The 21,138-nt window shown below is 48.1% G+C and carries 19 protein-coding genes and 1 pseudogene; 11 read left to right on the top strand and 9 right to left on the bottom strand.

The features are described 5' to 3' along the window. The first annotated feature begins 25 nt into the window (after positions 1-25). Both surE and BWI97_RS01150 read left to right on the top strand, forming a co-directional pair. Positions 26-802 carry a 5'/3'-nucleotidase SurE gene (surE, locus tag BWI97_RS01155; RefSeq protein WP_102199744.1) on the top strand — a complete coding sequence of 259 codons (777 nt, stop codon included), beginning with the start codon at positions 26-28 and terminating at the stop codon, positions 800-802. Between the two features lie 99 nt (positions 803-901). Then, on the top strand, positions 902-2,479 hold the full coding sequence (locus tag BWI97_RS01150) for a GH3 auxin-responsive promoter family protein (RefSeq protein ID WP_102199743.1): 1,578 nt from the start codon (positions 902-904) through the stop codon (positions 2,477-2,479). On the opposite strand, the gene BWI97_RS01145 is transcribed toward BWI97_RS01150, so the two are convergent. From BWI97_RS01145 to BWI97_RS01135, 3 genes are all read right to left on the bottom strand, one after another. Beyond that, positions 2,416-3,861 (bottom strand): CapA family protein, encoded by a 1,446-nt coding sequence (locus BWI97_RS01145; RefSeq protein ID WP_102199742.1) that lies wholly within the window; start codon positions 3,859-3,861, stop codon positions 2,416-2,418. The genes BWI97_RS01150 and BWI97_RS01145 overlap by 64 nt on opposite strands. A 37-nt stretch (positions 3,862-3,898) precedes the next feature. Then, a complete protein-coding gene (locus BWI97_RS01140; RefSeq protein ID WP_102199741.1) occupies positions 3,899-4,546 on the bottom strand; it encodes a LysE family translocator in 648 nt (215 codons plus the stop codon). Between the two features lie 244 nt (positions 4,547-4,790). Continuing rightward, positions 4,791-5,339 (bottom strand): NUDIX hydrolase, encoded by a 549-nt coding sequence (locus tag BWI97_RS01135; RefSeq protein WP_102199740.1) that lies wholly within the window; start codon positions 5,337-5,339, stop codon positions 4,791-4,793. Positions 5,340-5,435: 96 nt separating this feature from the next. Here BWI97_RS01135 and BWI97_RS01130 point away from each other — a divergent pair, with 96 nt between their 5' ends. Continuing rightward, positions 5,436-6,431 carry a cation diffusion facilitator family transporter gene (locus BWI97_RS01130; protein WP_102199739.1) on the top strand — a complete coding sequence of 332 codons (996 nt, stop codon included), beginning with the start codon at positions 5,436-5,438 and terminating at the stop codon, positions 6,429-6,431. On the opposite strand, the pseudogene BWI97_RS01125 reads toward BWI97_RS01130, so the two are convergent. The 3 genes and pseudogenes from BWI97_RS01125 to BWI97_RS01115 form a co-directional block, all read right to left on the bottom strand. Continuing rightward, a pseudogene (locus BWI97_RS01125) lies at positions 6,432-7,372 on the bottom strand (SPFH domain-containing protein). A gap of 169 nt (positions 7,373-7,541) precedes the next feature. Beyond that, entirely contained in the window at positions 7,542-8,240 is a 699-nt protein-coding gene (folE, locus tag BWI97_RS01120; protein WP_102199738.1) for a GTP cyclohydrolase I FolE, read from the bottom strand. Beyond that, positions 8,197-8,619, bottom strand: a complete 423-nt coding sequence (locus tag BWI97_RS01115; protein ID WP_102199737.1) for a 6-carboxytetrahydropterin synthase — start codon at positions 8,617-8,619, stop codon at positions 8,197-8,199. Before BWI97_RS01115 ends, folE begins: the two co-directional genes overlap by 44 nt. Positions 8,620-9,019: 400 nt before the next feature. Here BWI97_RS01115 and BWI97_RS01110 point away from each other — a divergent pair, with 400 nt between their 5' ends. The 6 genes from BWI97_RS01110 to uxaC all read left to right on the top strand — a co-directional run bounded on the left by BWI97_RS01110 (position 9,020) and on the right by uxaC (position 15,270). Next, on the top strand, positions 9,020-10,276 hold the full coding sequence (locus BWI97_RS01110; protein ID WP_199181972.1) for a sugar MFS transporter: 1,257 nt from the start codon (positions 9,020-9,022) through the stop codon (positions 10,274-10,276). 302 nt (positions 10,277-10,578) lie between these two features. Next, entirely contained in the window at positions 10,579-12,552 is a 1,974-nt protein-coding gene (ispG, locus tag BWI97_RS01105; RefSeq protein ID WP_102199926.1) for a (E)-4-hydroxy-3-methylbut-2-enyl-diphosphate synthase, read from the top strand. A gap of 67 nt (positions 12,553-12,619) precedes the next feature. Then, positions 12,620-12,814, top strand: coding sequence for a DUF6728 family protein (locus tag BWI97_RS01100; protein ID WP_094809056.1), 195 nt, complete (start codon positions 12,620-12,622; stop codon positions 12,812-12,814). Between the two features lie 22 nt (positions 12,815-12,836). Next, complete coding sequence (locus BWI97_RS01095; protein ID WP_102199735.1) at positions 12,837-13,196, top strand: MmcQ/YjbR family DNA-binding protein; 360 nt, start codon at positions 12,837-12,839, stop codon at positions 13,194-13,196. A gap of 8 nt (positions 13,197-13,204) precedes the next feature. After that, positions 13,205-13,756, top strand: coding sequence for a tetratricopeptide repeat protein (locus tag BWI97_RS01090; RefSeq protein WP_233207717.1), 552 nt, complete (start codon positions 13,205-13,207; stop codon positions 13,754-13,756). Positions 13,757-13,845: 89 nt separating this feature from the next. Then, complete coding sequence (gene uxaC / locus BWI97_RS01085; protein ID WP_102199734.1) at positions 13,846-15,270, top strand: glucuronate isomerase; 1,425 nt, start codon at positions 13,846-13,848, stop codon at positions 15,268-15,270. Positions 15,271-15,328: 58 nt separating this feature from the next. Here uxaC and BWI97_RS01080 read toward each other — a convergent pair whose 3' ends face one another. The 3 genes from BWI97_RS01080 to BWI97_RS01070 all read right to left on the bottom strand — a co-directional run bounded on the left by BWI97_RS01080 (position 15,329) and on the right by BWI97_RS01070 (position 17,648). Continuing rightward, positions 15,329-16,354 carry a thioredoxin family protein gene (locus BWI97_RS01080; protein ID WP_102199733.1) on the bottom strand — a complete coding sequence of 342 codons (1,026 nt, stop codon included), beginning with the start codon at positions 16,352-16,354 and terminating at the stop codon, positions 15,329-15,331. A gap of 6 nt (positions 16,355-16,360) precedes the next feature. Further along, complete coding sequence (gene gldC, locus BWI97_RS01075; RefSeq protein WP_094809018.1) at positions 16,361-16,714, bottom strand: gliding motility protein GldC; 354 nt, start codon at positions 16,712-16,714, stop codon at positions 16,361-16,363. Between the two features lie 169 nt (positions 16,715-16,883). After that, complete coding sequence (locus BWI97_RS01070) at positions 16,884-17,648, bottom strand: DUF4197 domain-containing protein (protein ID WP_094809019.1); 765 nt, start codon at positions 17,646-17,648, stop codon at positions 16,884-16,886. 192 nt (positions 17,649-17,840) lie between these two features. Here BWI97_RS01070 and BWI97_RS01065 point away from each other — a divergent pair, with 192 nt between their 5' ends. Together BWI97_RS01065 and BWI97_RS01060 are read left to right on the top strand one after the other, a co-directional pair. Then, on the top strand, positions 17,841-19,100 hold the full coding sequence (locus tag BWI97_RS01065) for a competence/damage-inducible protein A (RefSeq protein ID WP_102199732.1): 1,260 nt from the start codon (positions 17,841-17,843) through the stop codon (positions 19,098-19,100). Between the two features lie 60 nt (positions 19,101-19,160). Beyond that, positions 19,161-20,477 carry a dihydrolipoamide acetyltransferase family protein gene (locus BWI97_RS01060; protein ID WP_102199731.1) on the top strand — a complete coding sequence of 439 codons (1,317 nt, stop codon included), beginning with the start codon at positions 19,161-19,163 and terminating at the stop codon, positions 20,475-20,477. Positions 20,478-21,138: the final 661 nt, after the last annotated feature.

Raw genomic sequence — 21,138 nt, 5'->3', positions numbered from 1 at the left:
AGCTTTGCGAGTTTACGAATAGATTATGTCCGAAAAGAAACCCATTATTCTCGTCACCAACGACGATGATATTACCGCCAAAGGCATCAGTATATTAGCTCAGGCGATGCAGGAACTGGGAGAAGTGATCGTCATTGCTCCCGACCGTCCACAATCCGGACAAGGCCACGCCATTACGATCAATAATCCCGTTCGTATCCGGAAGGCTCGCTTCTTCAAAGACGCCATTGTGGCCTACGAAACGACTGGCACGCCTGCCGACTGCGTGAAGATGGGTAAACACCTTATTTTGAAAGATCGTAAGCCTGATCTGGTCGTTAGTGGCATCAATCACGGTAGCAATACCGCCATCAGCATTCTGTATTCGGGTACGATGTCGGCGGCAATGGAAGCTGCCATCGAAGGTATTCCGGCCATTGGCTTTTCACTGGCTGATTACCACCCCGAAGCCGATTTTTCGCATACGGTCGAAGCCATTCAGGCCATTGCCCGTCAGGTACTGGAGAAGGGTTTGCCCAAACACGTAGCACTCAATGTAAACTTCCCGGCAAAGTCGGAGGAGCCGCTGAAAGGCATTCGCGTATGTCGTCAGGCCGATGCCCGCTATCTGGAAAGTTTTCAGGAACGCGAAGATCCCTACGGACGTCCGTATTACTGGCTGGACGGTGATTTTGTAAATTTCGACGAAGGTACGGATACGGATGAATGGGCCTTATTGAATAATTACGTTTCTGTTGTACCTTGTAAGTGCGATCTGACTGCTTACTCGACGCTGGAAGCCTTGAAAACCTGGGAGTTTTAACGTCTTTTTTTCCTCATGGAAAGATTCTCTCCTTTTTCCCCCATTGAACGTGTATTTTTGAATTATCCGTAGTGTTTTTGAAATATATCCATTTAAGTTATGGCCGTACTCGGAAGTCTATTGAAAAGAGGTATTGGGTTGACAGGCACTGTCATACGCCGACGCCGAGTCAATGGATCGAAATCACAGCGTAAAGCCTTTATCAAGTTACTTAACAAAGCCCGCTATACCGCTTTCGGGGAGAAGTATCACTTCGAAGATATTCTTTCTTCGGCTCTTTTCCGCAAAGACAATCAGTTTTACGAACAGTACCGACAGCACGTGCCCATTCACGACTACAACAAAATGTACGAGGAATGGTGGCACCGCACCAAGGAAGGCGAAAAGAACGTCTCCTGGCCGGGTCGCGTGAAGTTTTTTGCCCTTAGCTCTGGTACTTCCGAAGCTGCCTCCAAGTACATTCCGGTGACCAAAGACATGGTGAAAGCCATGCAACGCACCAGTATCCGGCAAATCATCGCTCTTTCCGAGTTCAAGGACCTGTCCAACGAGCTGTTCGAAAAAGGATACCTGATGCTGGGCGGTAGTACCGATCTGAAATTCAGCGGTCGTTACTTCGAAGGCGATCTGAGTGGAATCAACGCTTCGCAAATTCCCTTCTGGTTCGAACGTTTTTACAAACCGGGGAAGGAAATCGCCCGGATTCGCGACTGGGAACAGAAGCTCGACGAAATTACCAAGCAAGCCAAAGACTGGGACATTGGTTACGTCGTGGGCGTGCCCGCCTGGATTCAGTTGTTGCTCGAACGCATCATCAAGCACTATAAGCTTAAGCACATCCACGAAATCTGGCCCAATCTCGAAGTGTTCGGCTGGGGTGGCGTTTCCTTCGAGCCGTACCGGGTGGGCTTTGAGAAGCTGCTGGGAAAACCCATTACCTACATCGAGACCTATCTGGCCTCGGAAGGTTTTATGGCCTATCAGTCCAGACCTAATGCCAAGGGGATGCAACTGGCCTTGAATCAGGGGATTTTCTTTGAATTCATTCCGTTTACGGATGAAAATTTCAACGGTGAAGGCGAAGTAAAGCCCAATGCCAAAACCCTGATGATTGATGACGTGGAGGAAGGCGTAGAGTATGCCCTACTCATTTCGACCTGCTCAGGAGCCTGGCGTTACCTGATTGGGGATACCGTTCGTTTCACGGATAAAAAACGCTACGAAATCACCATTACGGGTCGTACCAAGCATTACCTGAGCCTTTGCGGGGAGCACCTTTCGGTAGATAACATGAACCGGGCTCTGGAACTGGCCTGCCAGGAATTACGCATTTCGGTACCCGAATTTACCGTAGCGGGCGTTCCGCACGATTCGCTGTTTGCTCACCATTGGTACGTAGGCACCGATGATCCAGTGGATGCCCAGCGATTACGTAACCTCATCGATCAAAAACTGAAAGACCTCAACGACGATTACGCCGTGGAGCGTACGCACGCACTGAAGGACGTCATGGTTACGGTATTGCCCGTTCAGGCGTTTTACGACTGGATGGCATCGAAGGGGAAAATGGGCGGTCAGCACAAATTCCCCCGCGTATTACGCAAAATGATGATTCAGGAATGGGAAGAATTTCTGGTCAAACGGGGATACGACGCTCCCGTAGAAGCCAGCAAATGATCCGCTTTTTCCGGGAGAAAATGAGTATCGCAGAACCAGTTGAGATGCATTAATTCCCGCTGACATACTTCACTCAGGTACTGAGGAGCCAGTCCGTCTTTCACGAGGCGGACTGTTTTTTTTAAGTCCAGAAAACGCATTTCATCCGTCTGCGATTGCTTGGCCCCCCAGTTGTACACGGGTAGCACCTGTACCTGCGTCAGTAAGGTTTTCTGCTGTCCGTTTTCCGTTCCTTTTTCGATGGTCAGTTTCAGTAACGGTATCAGTCGGTCCCAGACAAAAATGTCGTAGGCTACGAAGTCTGCCAGGGAGTAAATCGCAAATCCGGCTTTGGCTTCGCCCGTAAACGGATCGTTGAATTCCACGCGTTCCATCGGCTGCGGATTGTGCGGGTGACTCCCTAGAATGATGTCTACGCCACACTCCCGGAATACGCGGTGGTAAATCTCGACGGTATGAGCCGAAGGATACGCCTGATAGGCATTGCCCGTATGAAAGAGAAATACGACTACATCCGCCCCGTGCTCACGAGCGGTCTGCACCTGAGTTTTGATCCGGGAGACATCCGCTCCGGCCCGGTTGAGGCGGTCGTAATTAACCAGCCATTCGCTTCCTGGCTCGGTTTCGAATTTATTTAGATTCGATGTCCAGGACAGAAAGCCAATCCGAATGCCGTTCCGTTCCAGCATTACAGGCTGATCGGCTTCTTTCGCCGAAGCTGCCGTGCCTGCGTAAGCAACCCCTTTTTTGCGTAGAAATTTTATGGTTTCGTGTACGCCCGATTCGCCCTGATCCAGACTGTGATTGTTGGCCGTGGATAGCAGGTCATAGCCCCGAAATTTTCCGTTCCCGGAAAAAATGCGAAACATTTCGTCGGAACCGTTGAAATGCATGTCGTTGAGCATGATCTCAGGTACGGCGGCGGCGGGCTTGTCTTCCACGATCGGCGTCTCCAGATTAGCCACTACCAGATCGGCGTTGAAAAACCACTCGCCTACTTCGTCCCACAAATGCTGCGTGGCCCGCGAATTGATTCGCTCGTACGGCATCAGATCGCCCCCCGCCGATAAGGTCAGTTTCGATTGGCTTTGGAAGGCTGGAGAAGGTGTAAAATCCAGCCGTTGCGAGCGGAAATGGGCTTGTAAATTCCCCTGGGCCTGTACTGGTGGAGCAATGTAGTATTTGTAGCCCAAATACGCCGCTCCCACGTAAGGCGATAGCTTGGGATTTTCTTCGAAATCGTTGAGAGGCACTTGCCACGTTCCTTTCCGCAACCAGTGCAGGGGGCGGTATACCCGGGTGAGCGTGCGTAACAAACGTTCGCCCTTGGCTGTATAAGGCATGACGGGAAATACCGTTGCCTCCGAATATCTTTTTTTCATATTGATTCAAAACCGCTTCACCTTTCCGCCAAGGGATCTAGTGACCCATGATCCAAATTTCGAGCTGTCGGTACAACAGATACACGCCCGTACCGACAAATACGCATCCGCTTACCCGGTTGATCCACATGATGACGTTCTCGTTGAGAAAGCGTTTGATGCGTTGGGCAAAAAAGGCAATAGAAACCTGCGTCAGGAAAATCGCTAGCAAGCAGGCCGCAAAATAGGCAATCCGTAAATCCAGGGCGTATTTTAGTACGCCTTTGACGTAGGCCGATACGGATACCCAGATAATGAAATTCGCGGGATTGGTGGCGTTGAGGGTAAAGCCGATACTGAAGTACTTGAGAAAGCGGAAAAACTTACGTTTGGGTTGAGCAGTCGTTTCCTGCACACGGGCTTTACGGATTGTATTAATCCCCATGATCGTCAGGAAAATAGCTCCTCCCAGTCGTAAAATGGTATCAAAGTACGGGAAGTTGGGAATGAAGGAGGTACCCGTGAGAGCTACGAAAATGAAGATCGAATCACAGATGATTACGCCCAGGGAAATGCGTAAGCCGCTCGTCCAACCGTAATCAAGGCTATTGCGAATGAGGGCAAAAAATACGGCTCCTAACGTAATACACATCACAAAGCCCGACGAAAAACCGAGGAAAATTGCTTCCCAGAACTGCCAATTCATTTAGTAAAATTATTGCAATGATGTAGTGTGGTTGGGTGATAAGGTTTTCAGGTTTGAGGTTTGAAAAGTTTGAGGTTGAAGCGGAGAAGGGAGACGTTCTTTAGCAGTCACTACAACCTACCTTTTACTTTACTCAAACCTGAAACCTTTTCAAACGTTAAACAAGGCCAGGGAATACGCGTGTCAGAAAGTTACTACGGCTTGCCTACCACTTTTCTCAAACCCTTTCAAACCTTATATTAACTTAAATTCCTTTCAGCCGGGCGACTTTCAACAGTCCGTATACGCTCAGCGAGTCGGTAATGCGGTTATCCATTACCATTTCGATGGCTTCGCTGAGGGGTAGTCGCCAGATTTGCAGTACTTCCGTCTCGTCAAATTCCGTTTCTCCCTGCTCCAGGTCCTGGGCTACAAAAATAAAGCCTTCTTCGTCGGTAACCGAATTAGAGGTATGGATCCGACCAATCATCTGCCAGTCCATAGCGATGAGACCCGTTTCTTCCTTGAGTTCGCGTTGAGCCGAGATCAGCGGATCCACGTCGATACTGCCACCGCCCATGGGAATTTCCCAGGAATATTCTTCCAGTGGATACCGATACTGGCCCACCAGCCAGGTATAGCCTTCCTTATCAATGGGAATGATACCGATGGCCTTATTTTTGAAATGAGCGACCCCGTAAATGCCGGACGTACCAGCGGGGGTGATGACTTCTTCGTGACGAAGACGAATCCAGGGATTGTCGTAAACGACCGTCGATGAAACCGTTTTCCAGGGAGATTGATCCGTTTGCATGGTGCAAAAATATACGATGACGGTAGAAAGGGCATTTAATTCCGTAATTTTGCAACTATTTCGCTCCCCGGCGACTTATAGTTTTTTCCCTAAGTCATGTCCATTAGTCGTAAACAGCAACTCATCTGGCTCTCCTTTGGCGTTAGTGTCATTTTGATGCTGCTCAAATTTGTCGCCTGGTGGCTAACGGGTTCCAGTGCCATTTTATCCGATGCTCTGGAGTCAATCGTCAACGTACTGGCGAGTGGGTTTGCGACGTATAGCGTATACCTGGCCTCCCAACCCAGTGATTTAAACCACCCCTACGGTCACGGAAAAATTGAATTTTTCTCCGCGGGTCTTGAAGGCGTACTCATCCTGCTAGCCGGTATTTTTATCATCGTTCAGGCCATTCGGCAATGGATTTACCCCGAACCGATTCAGAAACTGGATACGGGGATGATCCTCGTTGGTATTACGATGATTGTCAATTACGTGGTGGGCTATTACGTTCAGAAAGAAGGCGAAAAGCAGGGCTCTCCTTCGCTCATCGCGGACGGAAAACATCTGCAATTGGACGCCTTATCTACCCTGATTTTGCTTTTTGGTATTGGACTGGTATTACTTTCCGGCTTCGTCTGGCTGGATCGTCTGATTTCGGTGGTCTTCGGGGTGATTCTGATTTTTAATGGCTTTCAGATTGCCCGTAAATCCGCGGGTGGTTTGATGGACGAAGCGGATGACTCCACGGTCAAACGCGTTGTGGACATTCTCAGGGATCATCGGAAAGACTACTGGATTGATATTCACAACCTGCGGATCCAGCATTACGGAGCTGATCTGCACATCGACTGCCACCTGACGCTCCCCTATTACTGGGATCTGGAGAAGGTGCATACGGCGGTGCACGAGGTTGAGGCCATTCTGGAAGTAGAGTTCAATTCCCGCGTGGAGATTTTCGTGCACGTCGATCCCTGCCTGCCTGCCTGCTGCCATCACTGTCAGTTAAAAGATTGCCCGGTCCGGCAGTTTCCCCGCAAGAAGGAAATCAACTGGACCCGGCAGAATCTGGTACTCAATCAAAAGCACTTTCTCGAAGCTCTCAAGGAGTAATTACTCCGTCAGCTCATCGTTTGCATTTTTCTGAATCAGCCCCTGTAACTGCTTGAGCGTGGTTTGTAAGCCATCGTTTGAACCGTCCAGGAAAATGACGTTCCCTTTTCCGTGTTCGGCAAAGTGGCGAATGGCTTCCGTCCACATCGAGAACAGCACCAGCGAGGGGTCCATGTTGCGATCTTTCAGTTCCTGCACGGCCTGAGCCATCCCCTTGGAAACTTCTTCCCGGAATAAAGCAATCCCCTGCCCGCGTAACTGAGCGGCTACCCGTTCGGCTTCCGCGGCGATTTTAATGGCATTTCCTTCCGCCTCGGCCGATTTGGTTTTGGTAATCAGCAGAGCCTGTCCTTCGTTTTCGGCGGCGGCTCTCAGGTTATTGGACGCCACGACCTGAGCCATGGATCGCATAATGGCCTCGTCAAAGGCAATGTCGTTGAGTTGTAAATCAATGAGGTGATAGCCCCAGGTGACGAGCATTTCGTCGATCTCCGTTTTCACGTGAGATACAATTTCCGAACGCAATGCCAGAATTTCGGCCTGTTTTTTTGTGGCAACGTAACTCCGTATGGACCTTCGATGGTTCGAATCAAGGCCTGCATCAGGCTCCGCTGATCGACGAACTTAAAGGCTACGTTCTGGATGGCTTCTTCCGACTGATTGAGTACCGAATACACCAGCATCGCTTTAAATCGCACATTCGCCTGATCATTGGTGATGGCCTGAAACTCCAGTTCTACCGATTGATTCTGGATGGAAATACGGCGGTAGACGTACTCAATAAAAGGAATTTTGAAGTTTAAACCGGGCGTCATGACCCGCTGATATTTTCCGAAAATTGTAATGACAGCAACGGTTCCCTGCTGTACAATCACGACGGACAAAAACACAACCAGAGCGATCAGCCCAAAAAATACAAAAGCACCAGGTACAAAGGTCATAGTAGTAGTGGTTAAAATAGAATAACCCAAAGGTCCGTATCCAGGCCACATGTACCATACCCAATTTAAGGCAGTCGAGATTTTTTCGGGGTAAATGGTCAAAAATCAGTACAAAAAAAAAACGTCTGCTGGTCAGCAGACGTCTCGATAAGTCTTTATCGGGTTATTCTTACAATTGCAGGTACTTTAAAAACTCCTGCTTTTTGGCTTCTTCTTCAAATTTACCCCCGTAAAAGGACGTCACCGTCGAGGAGGTCGGATCTTCAATTCCCCGCATGGACACGCACAGGTGACGGGCATCCATGAGTACCGCTACATCGGGCGTTTCGAGCACACGCTGCAATTCACGGGCAATCTGCACCGTCATCCGTTCCTGTACCTGCGGACGCTTGGCAAAGTGTTGAACCAGGCGGTTCAGTTTCGACAGGCCAATCACTTTACCGTTGGAAATATAGGCAACGTGAGCTTTACCAATGATGGGAACAAAGTGGTGTTCGCAGTTGGAATAGAACTGAATATCCCGCTCCACGAGCATTTCCTGGTAGCGGTATTTATTGTCGAACAGCGTGGCTGCCGGCATATTTTTGGGATTGAGGCCGCTAAAGATTTCCTGTACGTACATTTTAGCTACCCGGCGGGGTGTACCTTTCAAGCTGTCGTCGTTCAGGTCGAGGCCCAGCGTGAGCATGATTTCCCGAAAATGTTCCTGAATTTTGTCGATTTTCTGCTCGTCGGTCAGGTCAAAGGCATCGGCCCGTAAGGGCGTCTGGATCGAAGTGGCAATGTGGTCTTCTCCGATTTCTTCGTCAGAAAATACGATTGAATTATCCGACAACAGGGTATTCAACGAAATTTCGTTCGGTTTCATACAAGCGAATTTTTAGGTCAAGCTGCGGGGCAAGGTTCGCCTTGAGCTTTTCGTAAATGACAATGGCAATGTGTTCTGCCGTAGGATTAAGCTGAGCGAACTCTTCGGTATCCAGATTGAGATTTTTATGGTCGAAGCGGTCGGTTACGTGCGTTTTGATCAGATCAGACAGATACTTAAGATCCACCACGTAACCCGTTTCCGGATCGATGGGTCCAGTCACCTGCACAATCAGCTCGTAATTATGACCGTGATAGTTGGGGTTGTTACACAATCCAAAGACGGCCTTATTTTGTTCATCCGACCAATTGGGATTGTGCAATCGGTGAGCAGCGTTGAAATGCTCCTTGCGGAACACCGCAACTCTCTTTTCTTCCATAAGCTATGGGTTTCAATCTACAGGTACTGGTTACGATCGGTGATGGAAAAGTCGTCTGAAAGTTTGTCAGCAACACTTCTGCCCATCAGGAAAGCGTGGTTTGTGAGTCTCAAAATAACGGAAGTCGGCAAACAAATGTTCCAGGACTTCTCTAAAAACTTTGATTTATCTGATTTTCAGTGCTACAACAGTCGATTGGCAAAACCCTGATTTCACCGAGGAATATTCGTTTTCTGCCTTAAAATAAATGACACGAGGTTTATTTTTGAACGGGTTTCCAAACGTTATTTGGAAGTCTTTATCCATAGAAAGCTCTATTTATTAAAATTATTTATAAATTCACGAACTTTTACAAACGCTATCACACACTCCATCATTCCCTTTCTATACCTAACTTTCTATGGCTCAACCAGGCAAACCGCAGTCGTATCTCGTACCGATGATTATTGTTGGGGTACTTTTTTTTACCCTTGGTTTTATCACTTGGACCAATAGTACGCTGATTCCTTTTTTGCAAATAGTATGTCAGCTTACTGATTTTGAGGCTTTTTTCGTTACTTCTGCTTTTTACATGTCCTACTTTTTTCTGGCTATTCCTTCTTCTTCTATTCTACAGAAATTTGGATTTAAGAATGGGATCATCATTGGGCTGGGAGTTGTGATCGTAGGATCACTTTTATTCATACCTGCTGCACAAAGCCGTCTTTTCGGACTATTCCTATTAGGCCTTTTTATACAAGGGATGGGGTTATCTCTTTTACAAACAGCTGTTAATCCGTACGTTAGTCTATTAGGTCCCATCGAAAGTGCTGCCAAACGAATCAGTCTGGTAGGTATAGCTAACAAGTTTGCTGGAATTATTAGTCCCATTATCATGGGTGGTTTAGTACTGAAAGGATCTGAAGAACTCCGAGTAAAGCTCAAAACTGCTTCCGGAATTGAGATGGATACTATTTTACAGGAAATGAGTAACCGTGTAAATTTGCCATACATTGTTCTTGCCGTTTTCCTTGTATTCGTTGCCCTTCTGGTTAAAGTTTCCAAATTGCCTGAAATTGAAGGAGAAGACAATGCCGTTGTATCTGCCCATACACGTTCCAGCGTTTTCTCTCACCCAAACCTTGTCCTAGGTATTTTTGCAATTATGTTTTACGTAGGTGCTGAAGTAATAGCTGGCGATGGAATTGCTCAATATGGTAAAAATATTGGGATCAGTCTTGACAAGTCTAAATATTTCACTTCCTTCACCCTAGCGGCTATGCTAGTAGGTTATATCATTGGAATTATTGCTATTCCTAAATACATTAAGCAGGAAAAAGCTCTAGTTTGCTCAGCGGTTGCAGGTCTTATTTTCACGCTTTTAGCTATTTTCACTTCAGGCTACACTTCGGTATATGCTATTGCTCTTATGGGGTTGGCAAATGCCCTTATGTGGCCTTCCATTTTCCCACTAGCCATCAAAGGACTAGGCAAATTTACAAAGCTGGGTTCTGCATTACTGGTAATGGGTATTGGGCCAGGGGGCGGTTTAGTACCTTTAGCATATGCTGCTCTAGGTGGCGAAGCTAATCCTCAACGCGGTTTTTGGGTTATGGGGGTATGTTATGTATACATCCTCTTCTACGCATTGATTGGTCATAAAAGACAGTCTTGGTAAGAATAGTAAGATAAGATCAGCAAAAGAGGCCGTTTCCTAAAAGGAGCGGCCTCTTTTGCTGATACACAACTCCTTACAACGCATGACTGAATATACATTCATATATTCGGTCTGCATTCAGCGTAGAAATGGGGCTAAAATAAGCGTAAGATCTTAAGAACAATTCGCCCGAATGCAGCGTTAAGAATTCGGCGAGAATTTCTAAAATTCCGTGGCTATACGCCTCCCCCCTGCTACCTTTGTCTTACGAGCGTTTTATTTTTTACATGGAAGTCACTTCGGAACTACAAATGCCTGATTTAATGGCAGCTGGATCAGAATATTGTCAATCATTAACGGCTTACTCCCGCCGACCAACCACGCAGGTTCGGGTTGGTGATTTATGGATAGGGTCGGATTACCCCATTCGGGTGCAGTCCATGACTACCATCGATACCATGGATACGCTGGGTTCCGTCGAACAGTCCATCCGTATGATTGAGGCGGGTTGTGAACTGGTTCGGATTACGGCTCCAAGTGTGAAGGAAGCTCAAAATCTGGACAATATCCGCAAGGAGCTCAACCGACGCGGCTACCGGACGCCCATTTGTGCGGACATTCACTTTACGCCCAACGCGGCTGAACTGGCGGCTCGTCTGGTGGAGAAAGTCCGGATTAACCCCGGCAACTACGCCGATAAGAAACGTTTTGAGATTGTAGACTATACTGAAGCCGCGTACCAGGCCGAAATCGAGCGAATTCGCGAAAAGTTTGTTCCGCTGGTCCGCATCTGCAAAGAATACGGAACCGCCATGCGGATTGGTACGAACCACGGTTCGCTCTCCGACCGCATCATGAGCCGCTACGGCGATACGCCCATTGGCATGGTGGAATCGGCACTGGAGTTTTTACGCATTTGCGAAGACGAACACTTCACGAACATCGTGATTTCGATGAAGTCGTCCAACCCTCAAGTCATGGTAGAGGCGTATCGCCTGCTGGTAAAAAAATTAAAGGATGAAAACCTGCAACCCTACCCCCTGCACCTGGGTGTAACGGAAGCGGGCGAAGGCGAAGACGGTCGTGTCAAGTCAGCCATGGGCATCGGTACGCTGCTGGAAGACGGCCTGGGCGATACCGTACGCGTGAGTTTGACGGAAGACCCCGAATTTGAAATTCCCGTCGCCCGTACGCTGGTAGATCGCTATGCCGAACGGGCAGCGACGGCACAGCCCATCGAAGCCCTTACGACGTCGCCCATCAATCCGTTTGCGTACACCCGCCGAATCACGGCGGAAGTCGAGAATTTCGGCGGTAAGAATGTACCCCGGGTCATTGCTGATTTTTCAACGCAGGAAATTAACAATCCAGTGGATTTACAGCCGATTGGACATTTCTATTTGCCCGCCACGGACAAATGGGCCATGAACGATCTGGGAGCGGACTACCTCTATACGGGTTCGCGTCCGGTACCTTTCATGTTACCAAACGGCTTGAAGGAACTGATCGATTATCCCATCTGGCGTACCCTTGGTGAGCAGGCTCACAAGTTTCCGGTCTTTACTACGACCGAATATCTGACCAGTATTCAGGAACGACAGGCTTTTCCCTTTCTGCACCTAGTACGGCTAAGTCTGGCTAATTGCGAAGGGGATTTACTGGGTTATTTACAGGAAGATCCGTACGCAGTCCTGCTGGTTGAAACGACCAACAGCCACGCCATGCCGGAGCTTCGTCGGCTGTTCTTCAAACTGATTCAGCAACGGATTAACCTGCCCGTAGTCATTCAATGGTCGCAGGGCCAGACTACGGCGGACGCCACCACGCTCTACGCGGCGACGGATTGCGGCGGACTTCTGGTGGATGGTTTGGGGGATGGCCTGATGCTCAAACCTTCAGTCGAAAATCCCGGTCAGCAGAGTAAATTTCTGAATTCCCTGGCGTTTGGCATTTTGCAGGCGGCCCGTACCCGGATGAGCAAGACGGAATACATTTCCTGCCCTTCCTGCGGACGTACGCTGTTTGACTTACAGGACACCACTGCCCAGATTCGTCAGCGTACGGATCACCTCAAAGGCATTAAAATCGGCATCATGGGCTGTATTGTCAATGGTCCGGGCGAGATGGCCGACGCCGATTATGGCTATGTGGGCATGGGTGTAAACAAGATTGCTTTGTACCGGGGTCAGCAGGTCGTGAAACGTTCCGTACCCGCCGATCGGGCTCTGGATGAATTAATTGAATTAATGCGGGAAGATGGCGTCTGGCGGGAACCGGAAGCTGCATTATTGGCTTAACAGTATAGGAATAGAACCTGGAATGCTCTCTTTTTCAGGTTGATCTATTTACTTGAATGAGGATACCATGGATAGCAATCGCATCAAAAACCAATTTAAACTCGGAGAAGCCTTTCGATACTTTTTTCGGGTTTTTGGGAAGAAAGATCCTTCCCGACCGGATAGTTTCAATCTCCGCATGATGCACGGCATCAATCGGATCAGTATTATCATGTTCCTTTTTTGTCTGGTGGTGATGCTTGTGCGTGCTCTCACCCGTTAAGACCGTTTATCCGTTTAAGCGTGTGGATTTAGAACAGTTTCGCGAGTATTGTCTTCGTAAAGCCGGGGTGTCGGAAGAAACGCCCTTTGGACCCGACACGCTGGTGTATAAAGTCATGGGAAAAGTATTCGCTCTCACCTCGCTGGATGCCGAAGAGTTTGCCTGTAATTTAAAATGTGATCCGGAGCGAGCGTTGGAGTTACGCGAGCAATACGATTGGATTGTGCCGGGTTATCACATGAACAAAAAACATTGGAATACGGTAAAAGCCAATCGAAATCAGACCCTTTTCCGTGAATTGATTGACCACTCGTACGCGTTGGTTGTGGCGAGTTTACCCAAGAAAGTACAGGCTGAGCTGGCTCAGTCGCTCAACGGTTAGTTCAGTATATGGAAACCATTGCTCTCATACTATTGCTGATTCCCTATGTAATCATCCGGTATTTTACGGAAGATCATGACACACCCGCTGATAAAGACCGCAAACGCTTTGCCGAGGGTATTGAACTGGTGCAGAATAAGCAATACGAGGAAGCTCACGCGTACTTTACCTTATTAGTCAATCGGTATCCGAAATCGGCCGTTGCTTATCTGTATCGGGGTATTTGTAATTACTACCTGAGCAACTATTACTCGGCTTTATACGATTTTACGCACTCTTCGGCGTACGATAATACCTTGTGGGAATGTTTTCTCTACAAAGGCCTTTCTCATTTGGAACTGGAAGAAACGGATCAGGCCTTTCTGGAACTGGACAAAGCCGTGTGGCATTCCCGCTCGGAGAATGCCAATGTACTCCGTTTTCGGGGGGAAGCCCGGTACCGTCTCAAACAATTTGATTCCGCTCGCATGGATTGGGAACAGGCTGCTCAGTTGGGTGACGAAAATGCGGCTTACTATCTTCAAACGCACTTTGGAAAACCCATTCAGCTGCGGAAATAAGGGCTTTTGCTTAAATTGATTTTAATTTTCATTCTTTTTTCAGGGATAGGGTTCAAATGTCAGGTCTTGACAGAAAGAACGCTATTCGTATGAACGCCACCTTATTGTCAGTCAAGCCGTTCCTGAGCGAAGATTTCCTCCTTCAAACTGAAACCGCTCGTACCTTATATCATGATTTTGCCCGGGCCATGCCCATCATTGATTACCACTGCCATCTCCCACCCGACCAGATTGCAGCCGATAAAAATTTTTCCAATCTGACTCAAATCTGGTTGTATGGCGATCATTACAAGTGGCGGGCGATGCGTACCAATGGCGTAGCGGAACGATACTGTACGGGTGATGCTTCGGATTTCGAGAAATTCCAGAAATGGGCCGAGACCGTTCCGTATACCATGCGGAATCCACTGTACCACTGGACTCACCTGGAGCTGCAGCGGTATTTTGGCATTGACCGGGTACTGAATGCGGCTTCAGCGAAAGACATTTACGACGAAGCCACCGCCCTGCTCAATACATCGGATTATTCCGTACGGAATCTGCTTCGCCGCATGAATGTAGAAGTGGTTTGTACAACGGATGATCCTTCCGATGATCTGAAATACCACCAGCAAATTGCCGCCGAAGGCCTTGACCTGAAAGTACTCCCGACGTTTCGTCCGGACAAGGCCATGCTTTCCATCGACAATCCGGCGGAGTTTAACGCCTACGTTGATAAAATTGAGGCCGTTTCGAACCTCTCGGTTAGTACTTACGATGAATACGTAGCGGCTCTGCGGCAACGTCATGACTTCTTCGCTTCCCTGGGCGGACGTTTGTCTGATCACGGCCTGGAGCAGGTTTATGCCGCTGAATATACTGAATCTGAGATTCGTACCATTTTCGCCAAAGCCCGTAGCGGCCAGTTACCTACGTTTGAAGAACGGCAGAAATTCAAATCGGCCATGCTGATTGAGTTTGCCATCATGGACTGGGAAAAAGGCTGGACGCAACAGTATCACCTGGGAGCTTTACGGAATAACAATACGCGTTTGTTACGCGAACTCGGCCCCGATACGGGCTGGGATTCCATTGGCGACTTCCCACAGGCCCGTTCGTTGAGCACGTTCATGGGCATGCTCGATAACGAGAACAAACTGGCAAAGACGATTCTGTACAACCTGAACCCGGCCGACAATGAGGTGTTCGCTACGATGATCGGAAACTTCAATGATGGTACCACGCCGGGTAAAGTCCAGTGGGGCTCGGGCTGGTGGTTCCTGGATCAGAAAGATGGCATGGAAAAGCAAATCAATGCTCTTTCCAACATGGGCTTGTTGAGTCGTTTTCTGGGTATGCTTACGGATTCCCGCAGCTTCCTTTCCTATCCCCGTCACGAGTATTTCCGCCGTATTCTGTGTAACATGATTGGCAACGATGTGGAAAATGGCGAGTTACCGGCGGATATCGAATGGCTGGGTCAACTGGTGCAGAACATTTGCTACCGCAACGCGAAAGAATATTTCCAGTTTTAATAGGGTTTTGAAGCCTATCGTTAAAAAGGCCTGCGATATCGCAGGCCTTTTTCTATTATCAATTTCCCCGGCTGGCTAATGTAGCCGCTTTTTGAAGAATTTGCGGGTTATTCGATTTACTTCGCAGATACGAAGCCAGGTACGAACATTCAGCCGCACCGGGACCACCCACTTTCTCGTACCGATTGATCCGATCGAGCAATTGTCCCCACCGCTGAGCCCGCAATAAAGCGTTCAAATCGGGTATCAGAGTTCGGTTTTCTACTGATTTTGCATCCAGTCCCAGGGTAGTCAGGTACGATCCAATTTTCTGGATTCGTTCCGGAGCCATAAACGCCGCCCGACCTGCGTACAAAGTATTCATCACAATGGATTCCCCGGCTTTCGTCACTTCCTGCGGAGGATATTTTCCTTTATACGCCGTTAAATGCGACATGAAGTACGTAAAAAGTGGATTCTCCGCATCCATCACTACCTTCTGCAACGCCGTGAACGCAGGTTTGCTGGTGTACGCACTGTTGGGTAAAGCCTTAGCATACGCCTGCATCACCTGTACATTCGCTACCGTATCCCGGACGATTCGCGTAAATGAGCCGTACTCTAGCAAAAAGGCAGTAGTACGTTCTCCTTTTTTAAAACGATTGGCATACCCACTGCTCCGTTTCGTAGCGTCTAGGGCCGTATTAGCTACAGAAATCACCTCTTTAGCTGAATTACTCACGTTCTGAGCATGTAGTAATTTCACGTCCGCATCAAAAAATAAGAACAGTGGCAAAGAAGGTACTACCAGGTGCTGCTTAGCCAGAAAAGCCTGAGCTTCGGGTGAATTAATATCGAGCTTGTAGCTTATGAAACGGGCATTGTAAGCGGCACCTACTGAAGCTTGCTGAAACGTGGGTTTAAAGCTCTCGCAAACGTGGCAGGTAGGTGAATACACTTCCACGAAAACCGCCTTTTTTTGAGCTTTCGCCTGCGTAAAAGGCGTACGGAGGTTACCCTGAACAAAGGATACGCCCTGAGCCCACACCGACCCCATCAACAGGCTAAAATAGCCGAAGAGCAGGGCCTTTTTCAGGTTTCCCATGCTCGTTTATTTACTGTTACGCTGCAATTCTTCCAGTTCGGCCTTCAGGTTACGACTCAGGATTTTGCAAACGTCGTGAATCTGTTCGGCCATTTTTTTGTCGCCCGTAGCAGAAATTACGGAATCCGCCACACCCGACATAATTTCAATGTAGAATTGCTTCATATCTCCTACTTCCATGTCTTTGGTCCACAAATCCAGTTTCATCGTTGCCCGGTGATAGCGATCCCAGGTAGCAATCGAAATGGCTTGTGTATCATTGAGACCCTCATTCGGGTTATCCGAAGCGTCCCAGTAAATCTTATTGGGAACGTTATTCTCGTCAAGCTCAATGTCGAAATGGATTTCTGCTTTTTTCATACAATATGGCACAAGGCCCGTTACAAAGAATTAAATCAGGTAAGTAAAGACTGAAAACTTCCGATAAGTTCCGGATGCGTTTTGAGTTTTCAGGGTAGAATCGTCTATTCTGGTTTTCGGTGTGTTGTTTTTTAGACTAACTCACCCTTACCAAAACTCAAAACCGCCGCTACTGCTGCCCAAATACCTTCTTCAGCAAATCAGTTACGCGGGCGGCGGGGTTCTCCCGAATTTTTGCTTCTTCCTGTTCGACTAGCAAAAACAATCCGTCAATGGCTTTACGGGTGGCGTAATCATCCAGGTCAGGATTGAGTTTCTGGGGGACCAGAGGAATTCGATTATAGGCCGTCACAATCGTTCCGTAATACTTAGTGGCCTGCGTCTTATCAATGGAAGTTTGAATGATCGGGTTGAATTCCTTGTAGAGGGCATCAAACGATGTACGCTTCAGGTACTCGGTGGCGGCGTTTTTCTCTCCTTTCAGAATCGAAATTGCATCCGTAATCGTCATTTTAGTAATCGCATCCACGAAAATAGGGAATGCTTTCTTGGATGCGTCCTCCGCTCCCCGGTTTAGCGTGAGTACAAACTGATCGACCTGTTTGCCTAAGCCAATTTTTCGTAAGGTTCCTTCTACTTTTTGTACTTCGGGAGGCAGCAAAATTTTGATGAGTGCATTTTTATAGAAACCATCCGTCTTTGAAGCCTGTTCGGAGCCCTTTTTAATACCTAAGGTCAAAGCCTCTTTCAACCCATTCGCAATCTCGTCCGAACTGGATGTCCCCTGGGAGCCTTGTTTTAATATACTCCCTGCTTTTTCTAAAATCCCACCCCAACCACTTTTCCGCTGCGTATTCTGTGTACTATCGCTTTGAGCCTGAGCTAACTGTATGGATAAGCATACAACAAGTAAACTTCCTATAACCTTTTTCATTGGGTTTCTGTTCTAGTAGGTGGTTGTAGATTTAAACGGTTAAACTTCGTTTTTTATGTAGTTTTAAGCCGCAAAAATAGACCAAAATCGAAAACATCACATCAGACTTTCGATAGTCCAGCTGCGTAAGGGTACTCAAGAATCTATGCCAGTCCCCTACTTTCTTGATTATTGACATTCAAGTTTACTCTCATGAGACCCGTTACGGCAGAAATTATAACGATTGGCGATGAAATCCTTTTTGGCCAAATCACCGATACGAATACGCAATGGATTGGGGCTGAGTTGTCAGCCATCGGCGTACGTACCGTTCGCAAAAGCTCGGTGGGTGACCAGCGAGCCGCTATTTTGAGTATTTTGAGCGAAGCCGAACAACGAGCTGACATTGTCATACTAACAGGCGGCTTAGGTCCTACCAAAGATGACATCACCAAAACTACCCTTTGTGAATACTTTAATACCGGCCAGGCCATCCACCCGGAAGCGTTAGTATTCGTAACCGAATTTTTCCAGAAAAGGGGGAGGGAACTTACCGAAATCAATAAGTTACAGGCTTCTCTGCCCCTGAATGCCACCTACCTTCCCAATACGCGGGGTACGGCTCCGGGCATGTGGTTCTATGAACGCGGTACGGTATTTGTTTCCTTACCCGGCGTTCCGCATGAAATGAAGGGACTGATGACGGATGAGGTGCTACCCCGCATTAAGTCGACGTTTCCCTTACCAGTTATTCACCATAAAATGCTGCGTACCATTGGTATTGGTGAATCTTTTCTGGCCGAACGTATCGAAGCTTGGGAAGATGCATTGCCCTCACACATCAAACTGGCGTACTTACCTTCGATGGGTATGGTGAAACTTCGGCTGACGGCCACCGGCGAATCGCTGGAAGTCCTGCAAGCGGAAGCGAACGCTGAGATCGCCAAGGTTTTACCGCTGATTTCTACCTACGTATATGGCTACGATAGCGATGAGATTGAAGACGTAGTAGCCCGCTTACTACGTGAATCCGGCCATAGTTTAGCCATTGCCGAAAGCTGTACGGGTGGGTACCTCTCCCACCTGATTACAAAGATTCCGGGAAGCTCAGCGTATTTTCAGGCAGGCGTGGTGAGTTATTCCAATGCGGCCAAGATGAATACACTCGATGTTCAGTCCGCTACGCTGGAGAACTACGGAGCTGTTTCAGAGCCAACCATCCGGGAAATGGCCGAAGGCGTACGCGAACGCTTCGGAACTACCTTCGGACTCGCTACCAGTGGCATTGCCGGTCCCGACGGTGGTACTACCGAAAAACCCGTAGGAACCATCTGGATTGCCCTGGCATCTCCCGAGCAAACCATTACGAAAAAACTGACTTTAGGGGGGGACCGTCCACAGAATATTCATCAAACGGCCCTTTCTCTCTTAAATTTGTTGCGGAAAGTGCTAGTAGGCCTTCCCTTGGATTAATACGTGAATTGGGCAGAAGTACCTAGTACCTTTGCCCGAAACGCCAAACAGAATCAATCTATGACTGAGATTCTTATGCCTGCCATGGGCGAAAGCATTCATGAAGCCACGGTACTCACGTTGCTCAAAAAGCCGGGTGATCGTGTGGAAATGGATGAACCTTTGCTGGAAGTGGCGACGGACAAAGTAGATACGGAAATTCCGGCAACCCAGGCGGGTATCTTGAAAGAATGGCTCGTGCAGGAAGGCGATGTGGCGACCATTGGCAAACCCATTTGCCGGGTCGAAACCGATGCCGTGGGTACAACATCTTCGGAAGCTACAACATCGCAACCGAAAGCTCCTGAAGAAATAAGCGATACGGAAGAAGCCGCCAGTTACCTCGAAAATCAGGTACAGACGGCCATTAGTGAACCGGTTCGTACGGAAAATACTGCGAACGTAGGCCGGTATTATTCGCCGCTGGTGCTGACGATCAGTCAGACGGAGGGGATTTCCATGGACGAGCTGAATACCGTTCCCGGTACGGGCGTGGATGGTCGGGTCACCAAAAACGATATGCTGGACTACGTTGCCCGACGGTCAACGCCGCCCGCTACTCCCGAGCCCAAGCCGACTCCAGTAGCATCAGCTCCCGTCGTAAGCAAGCCCAGCTTTAGTACAGGTGACGTAGAAATTCAGGAGATGGATCGTATGCGGAAACTGATTGCGGAACGAATGGTGGATTCCAAACGCATTGCTCCGCACGTCAGCAGTTTCGTCGAAACGGACATGACGGCTATTGTTCGCTGGCGTGAACGCATGAAAGTTCAATTCCAGAAAGAATATGGAGAAAACCTTACCTATACCCCGCTACTGATCGAAGCCGTAGTGAAAGCCATCAAGGATTTCCCGATGATTAACAGTTCGGTGGAGGGGGATCGTATTCTCATCAAAAAAGCAGTAAACGTAGGTATGGCCGTGGCTTTGCCCAGTGGCAATTTGATTGTACCGGTGATTCACAACGCCGATCAGTACAATTTGGTGGGATTAACCAAGAAGATCAACGACCTTACCAAAAGAGCCCGCGAAAACAAGCTCAAAGCCGATGACCTGGCCGATGGTACCTATACCGTCTCGAACATCGGTACTTTCGGAAACCTTATGGGTACACCCATCATTGTACAGCCGCAGGTAGCCATCATGGCCTTTGGAGCAATCCAGAAAAAACCGGCCGTCATTGAAACCCCCGAAGGAGATCTGATTGGTATTCGTCACAAAATGTTCATTTCCCATTCGTACGACCACCGGATCGTCGATGGTTCACTGGGTGGGCAGTTCGTGAAACGCGTTTCGGATTATCTGGAAGCGTTTGATGCGGATCGAAAACTGATTTAACTGGTACCTCGTGCACCCTATACAGCGGGGAGAGGGCAAATCCGGGTTTCTGGGCTACCATCTCCCCCTTTTTAATACGGATGGGCAGCGTCACGACTCTTTCATCCGGTATACATTGACCAGCCTGGCCTGCTCCGGTAAAAGGAACTGAGAATATCGAAAATACGTACGCTAGTAAAAGCGTTTGCAGGATCAATTTCCTAGTATAAATACTTATATTAGCAGTGCCTCCTATCTATTCAAAAACGTTTATGCTGAATGTCAGAAAATACCGCGTTCCGCAGGTCATCGGCTTTACTGGGATCTGTCTTAGTTTTATAATTAGCTCCTTGAATGGGATCTTTTCTTCTGCTCCTGCCTTACGGGCTTACGTACAGGGCTTTACACGACTAAGTGCCGTTCTATTTTTTATAGTAGTAACGGTTGTACTGATCAGAATCTTGAAACATAGAAGCCTAAGACTTCTTTATTTTAAAAACAGCATCTATCTCTACTGTTTCTATTTTAGTTATGTCCTCTTTCTAGTGGTTCTAGTCTATCTGTATCCCCTGTTTTAAGACAGATTTAGACCTTGTTGGTCATACAAAAAATAATTGAATTATAAAAAAAAGGACGACTTAACTAAGCCGTCCTTTTTTTATAATCGTAATTCGCTTACGCT

It is taken from the genome of Siphonobacter sp. BAB-5405 (assembly GCF_002872335.1).
In the GTDB taxonomy this organism is placed as follows: Bacteria; Bacteroidota; Bacteroidia; order Cytophagales; family Spirosomataceae; genus Siphonobacter.
This window is presented reverse-complemented; position numbering and strand designations above follow the sequence as displayed.

Coding starts and splice junctions, on each gene's coding strand:
- surE (WP_102199744.1), top strand. CDS start 26: ATGTCCGAAAAGAAACCCATTATTCTCGTCACCAACGACGATGATATT.
- BWI97_RS01150 (WP_102199743.1), top strand. CDS start 902: ATGGCCGTACTCGGAAGTCTATTGAAAAGAGGTATTGGGTTGACAGGC.
- BWI97_RS01145 (WP_102199742.1), bottom strand. CDS start 3,861: ATGAAAAAAAGATATTCGGAGGCAACGGTATTTCCCGTCATGCCTTAT.
- BWI97_RS01140 (WP_102199741.1), bottom strand. CDS start 4,546: ATGAATTGGCAGTTCTGGGAAGCAATTTTCCTCGGTTTTTCGTCGGGC.
- BWI97_RS01135 (WP_102199740.1), bottom strand. CDS start 5,339: ATGCAAACGGATCAATCTCCCTGGAAAACGGTTTCATCGACGGTCGTT.
- BWI97_RS01130 (WP_102199739.1), top strand. CDS start 5,436: ATGTCCATTAGTCGTAAACAGCAACTCATCTGGCTCTCCTTTGGCGTT.
- folE (WP_102199738.1), bottom strand. CDS start 8,240: ATGAAACCGAACGAAATTTCGTTGAATACCCTGTTGTCGGATAATTCA.
- BWI97_RS01115 (WP_102199737.1), bottom strand. CDS start 8,619: ATGGAAGAAAAGAGAGTTGCGGTGTTCCGCAAGGAGCATTTCAACGCT.
- BWI97_RS01110 (WP_199181972.1), top strand. CDS start 9,020: ATGGCTCAACCAGGCAAACCGCAGTCGTATCTCGTACCGATGATTATT.
- ispG (WP_102199926.1), top strand. CDS start 10,579: ATGGCAGCTGGATCAGAATATTGTCAATCATTAACGGCTTACTCCCGC.
- BWI97_RS01100 (WP_094809056.1), top strand. CDS start 12,620: ATGGATAGCAATCGCATCAAAAACCAATTTAAACTCGGAGAAGCCTTT.
- BWI97_RS01090 (WP_233207717.1), top strand. CDS start 13,205: ATGGAAACCATTGCTCTCATACTATTGCTGATTCCCTATGTAATCATC.
- uxaC (WP_102199734.1), top strand. CDS start 13,846: ATGAACGCCACCTTATTGTCAGTCAAGCCGTTCCTGAGCGAAGATTTC.
- BWI97_RS01080 (WP_102199733.1), bottom strand. CDS start 16,354: ATGGGAAACCTGAAAAAGGCCCTGCTCTTCGGCTATTTTAGCCTGTTG.
- gldC (WP_094809018.1), bottom strand. CDS start 16,714: ATGAAAAAAGCAGAAATCCATTTCGACATTGAGCTTGACGAGAATAAC.
- BWI97_RS01070 (WP_094809019.1), bottom strand. CDS start 17,648: ATGAAAAAGGTTATAGGAAGTTTACTTGTTGTATGCTTATCCATACAG.
- BWI97_RS01065 (WP_102199732.1), top strand. CDS start 17,841: ATGAGACCCGTTACGGCAGAAATTATAACGATTGGCGATGAAATCCTT.
- BWI97_RS01060 (WP_102199731.1), top strand. CDS start 19,161: ATGACTGAGATTCTTATGCCTGCCATGGGCGAAAGCATTCATGAAGCC.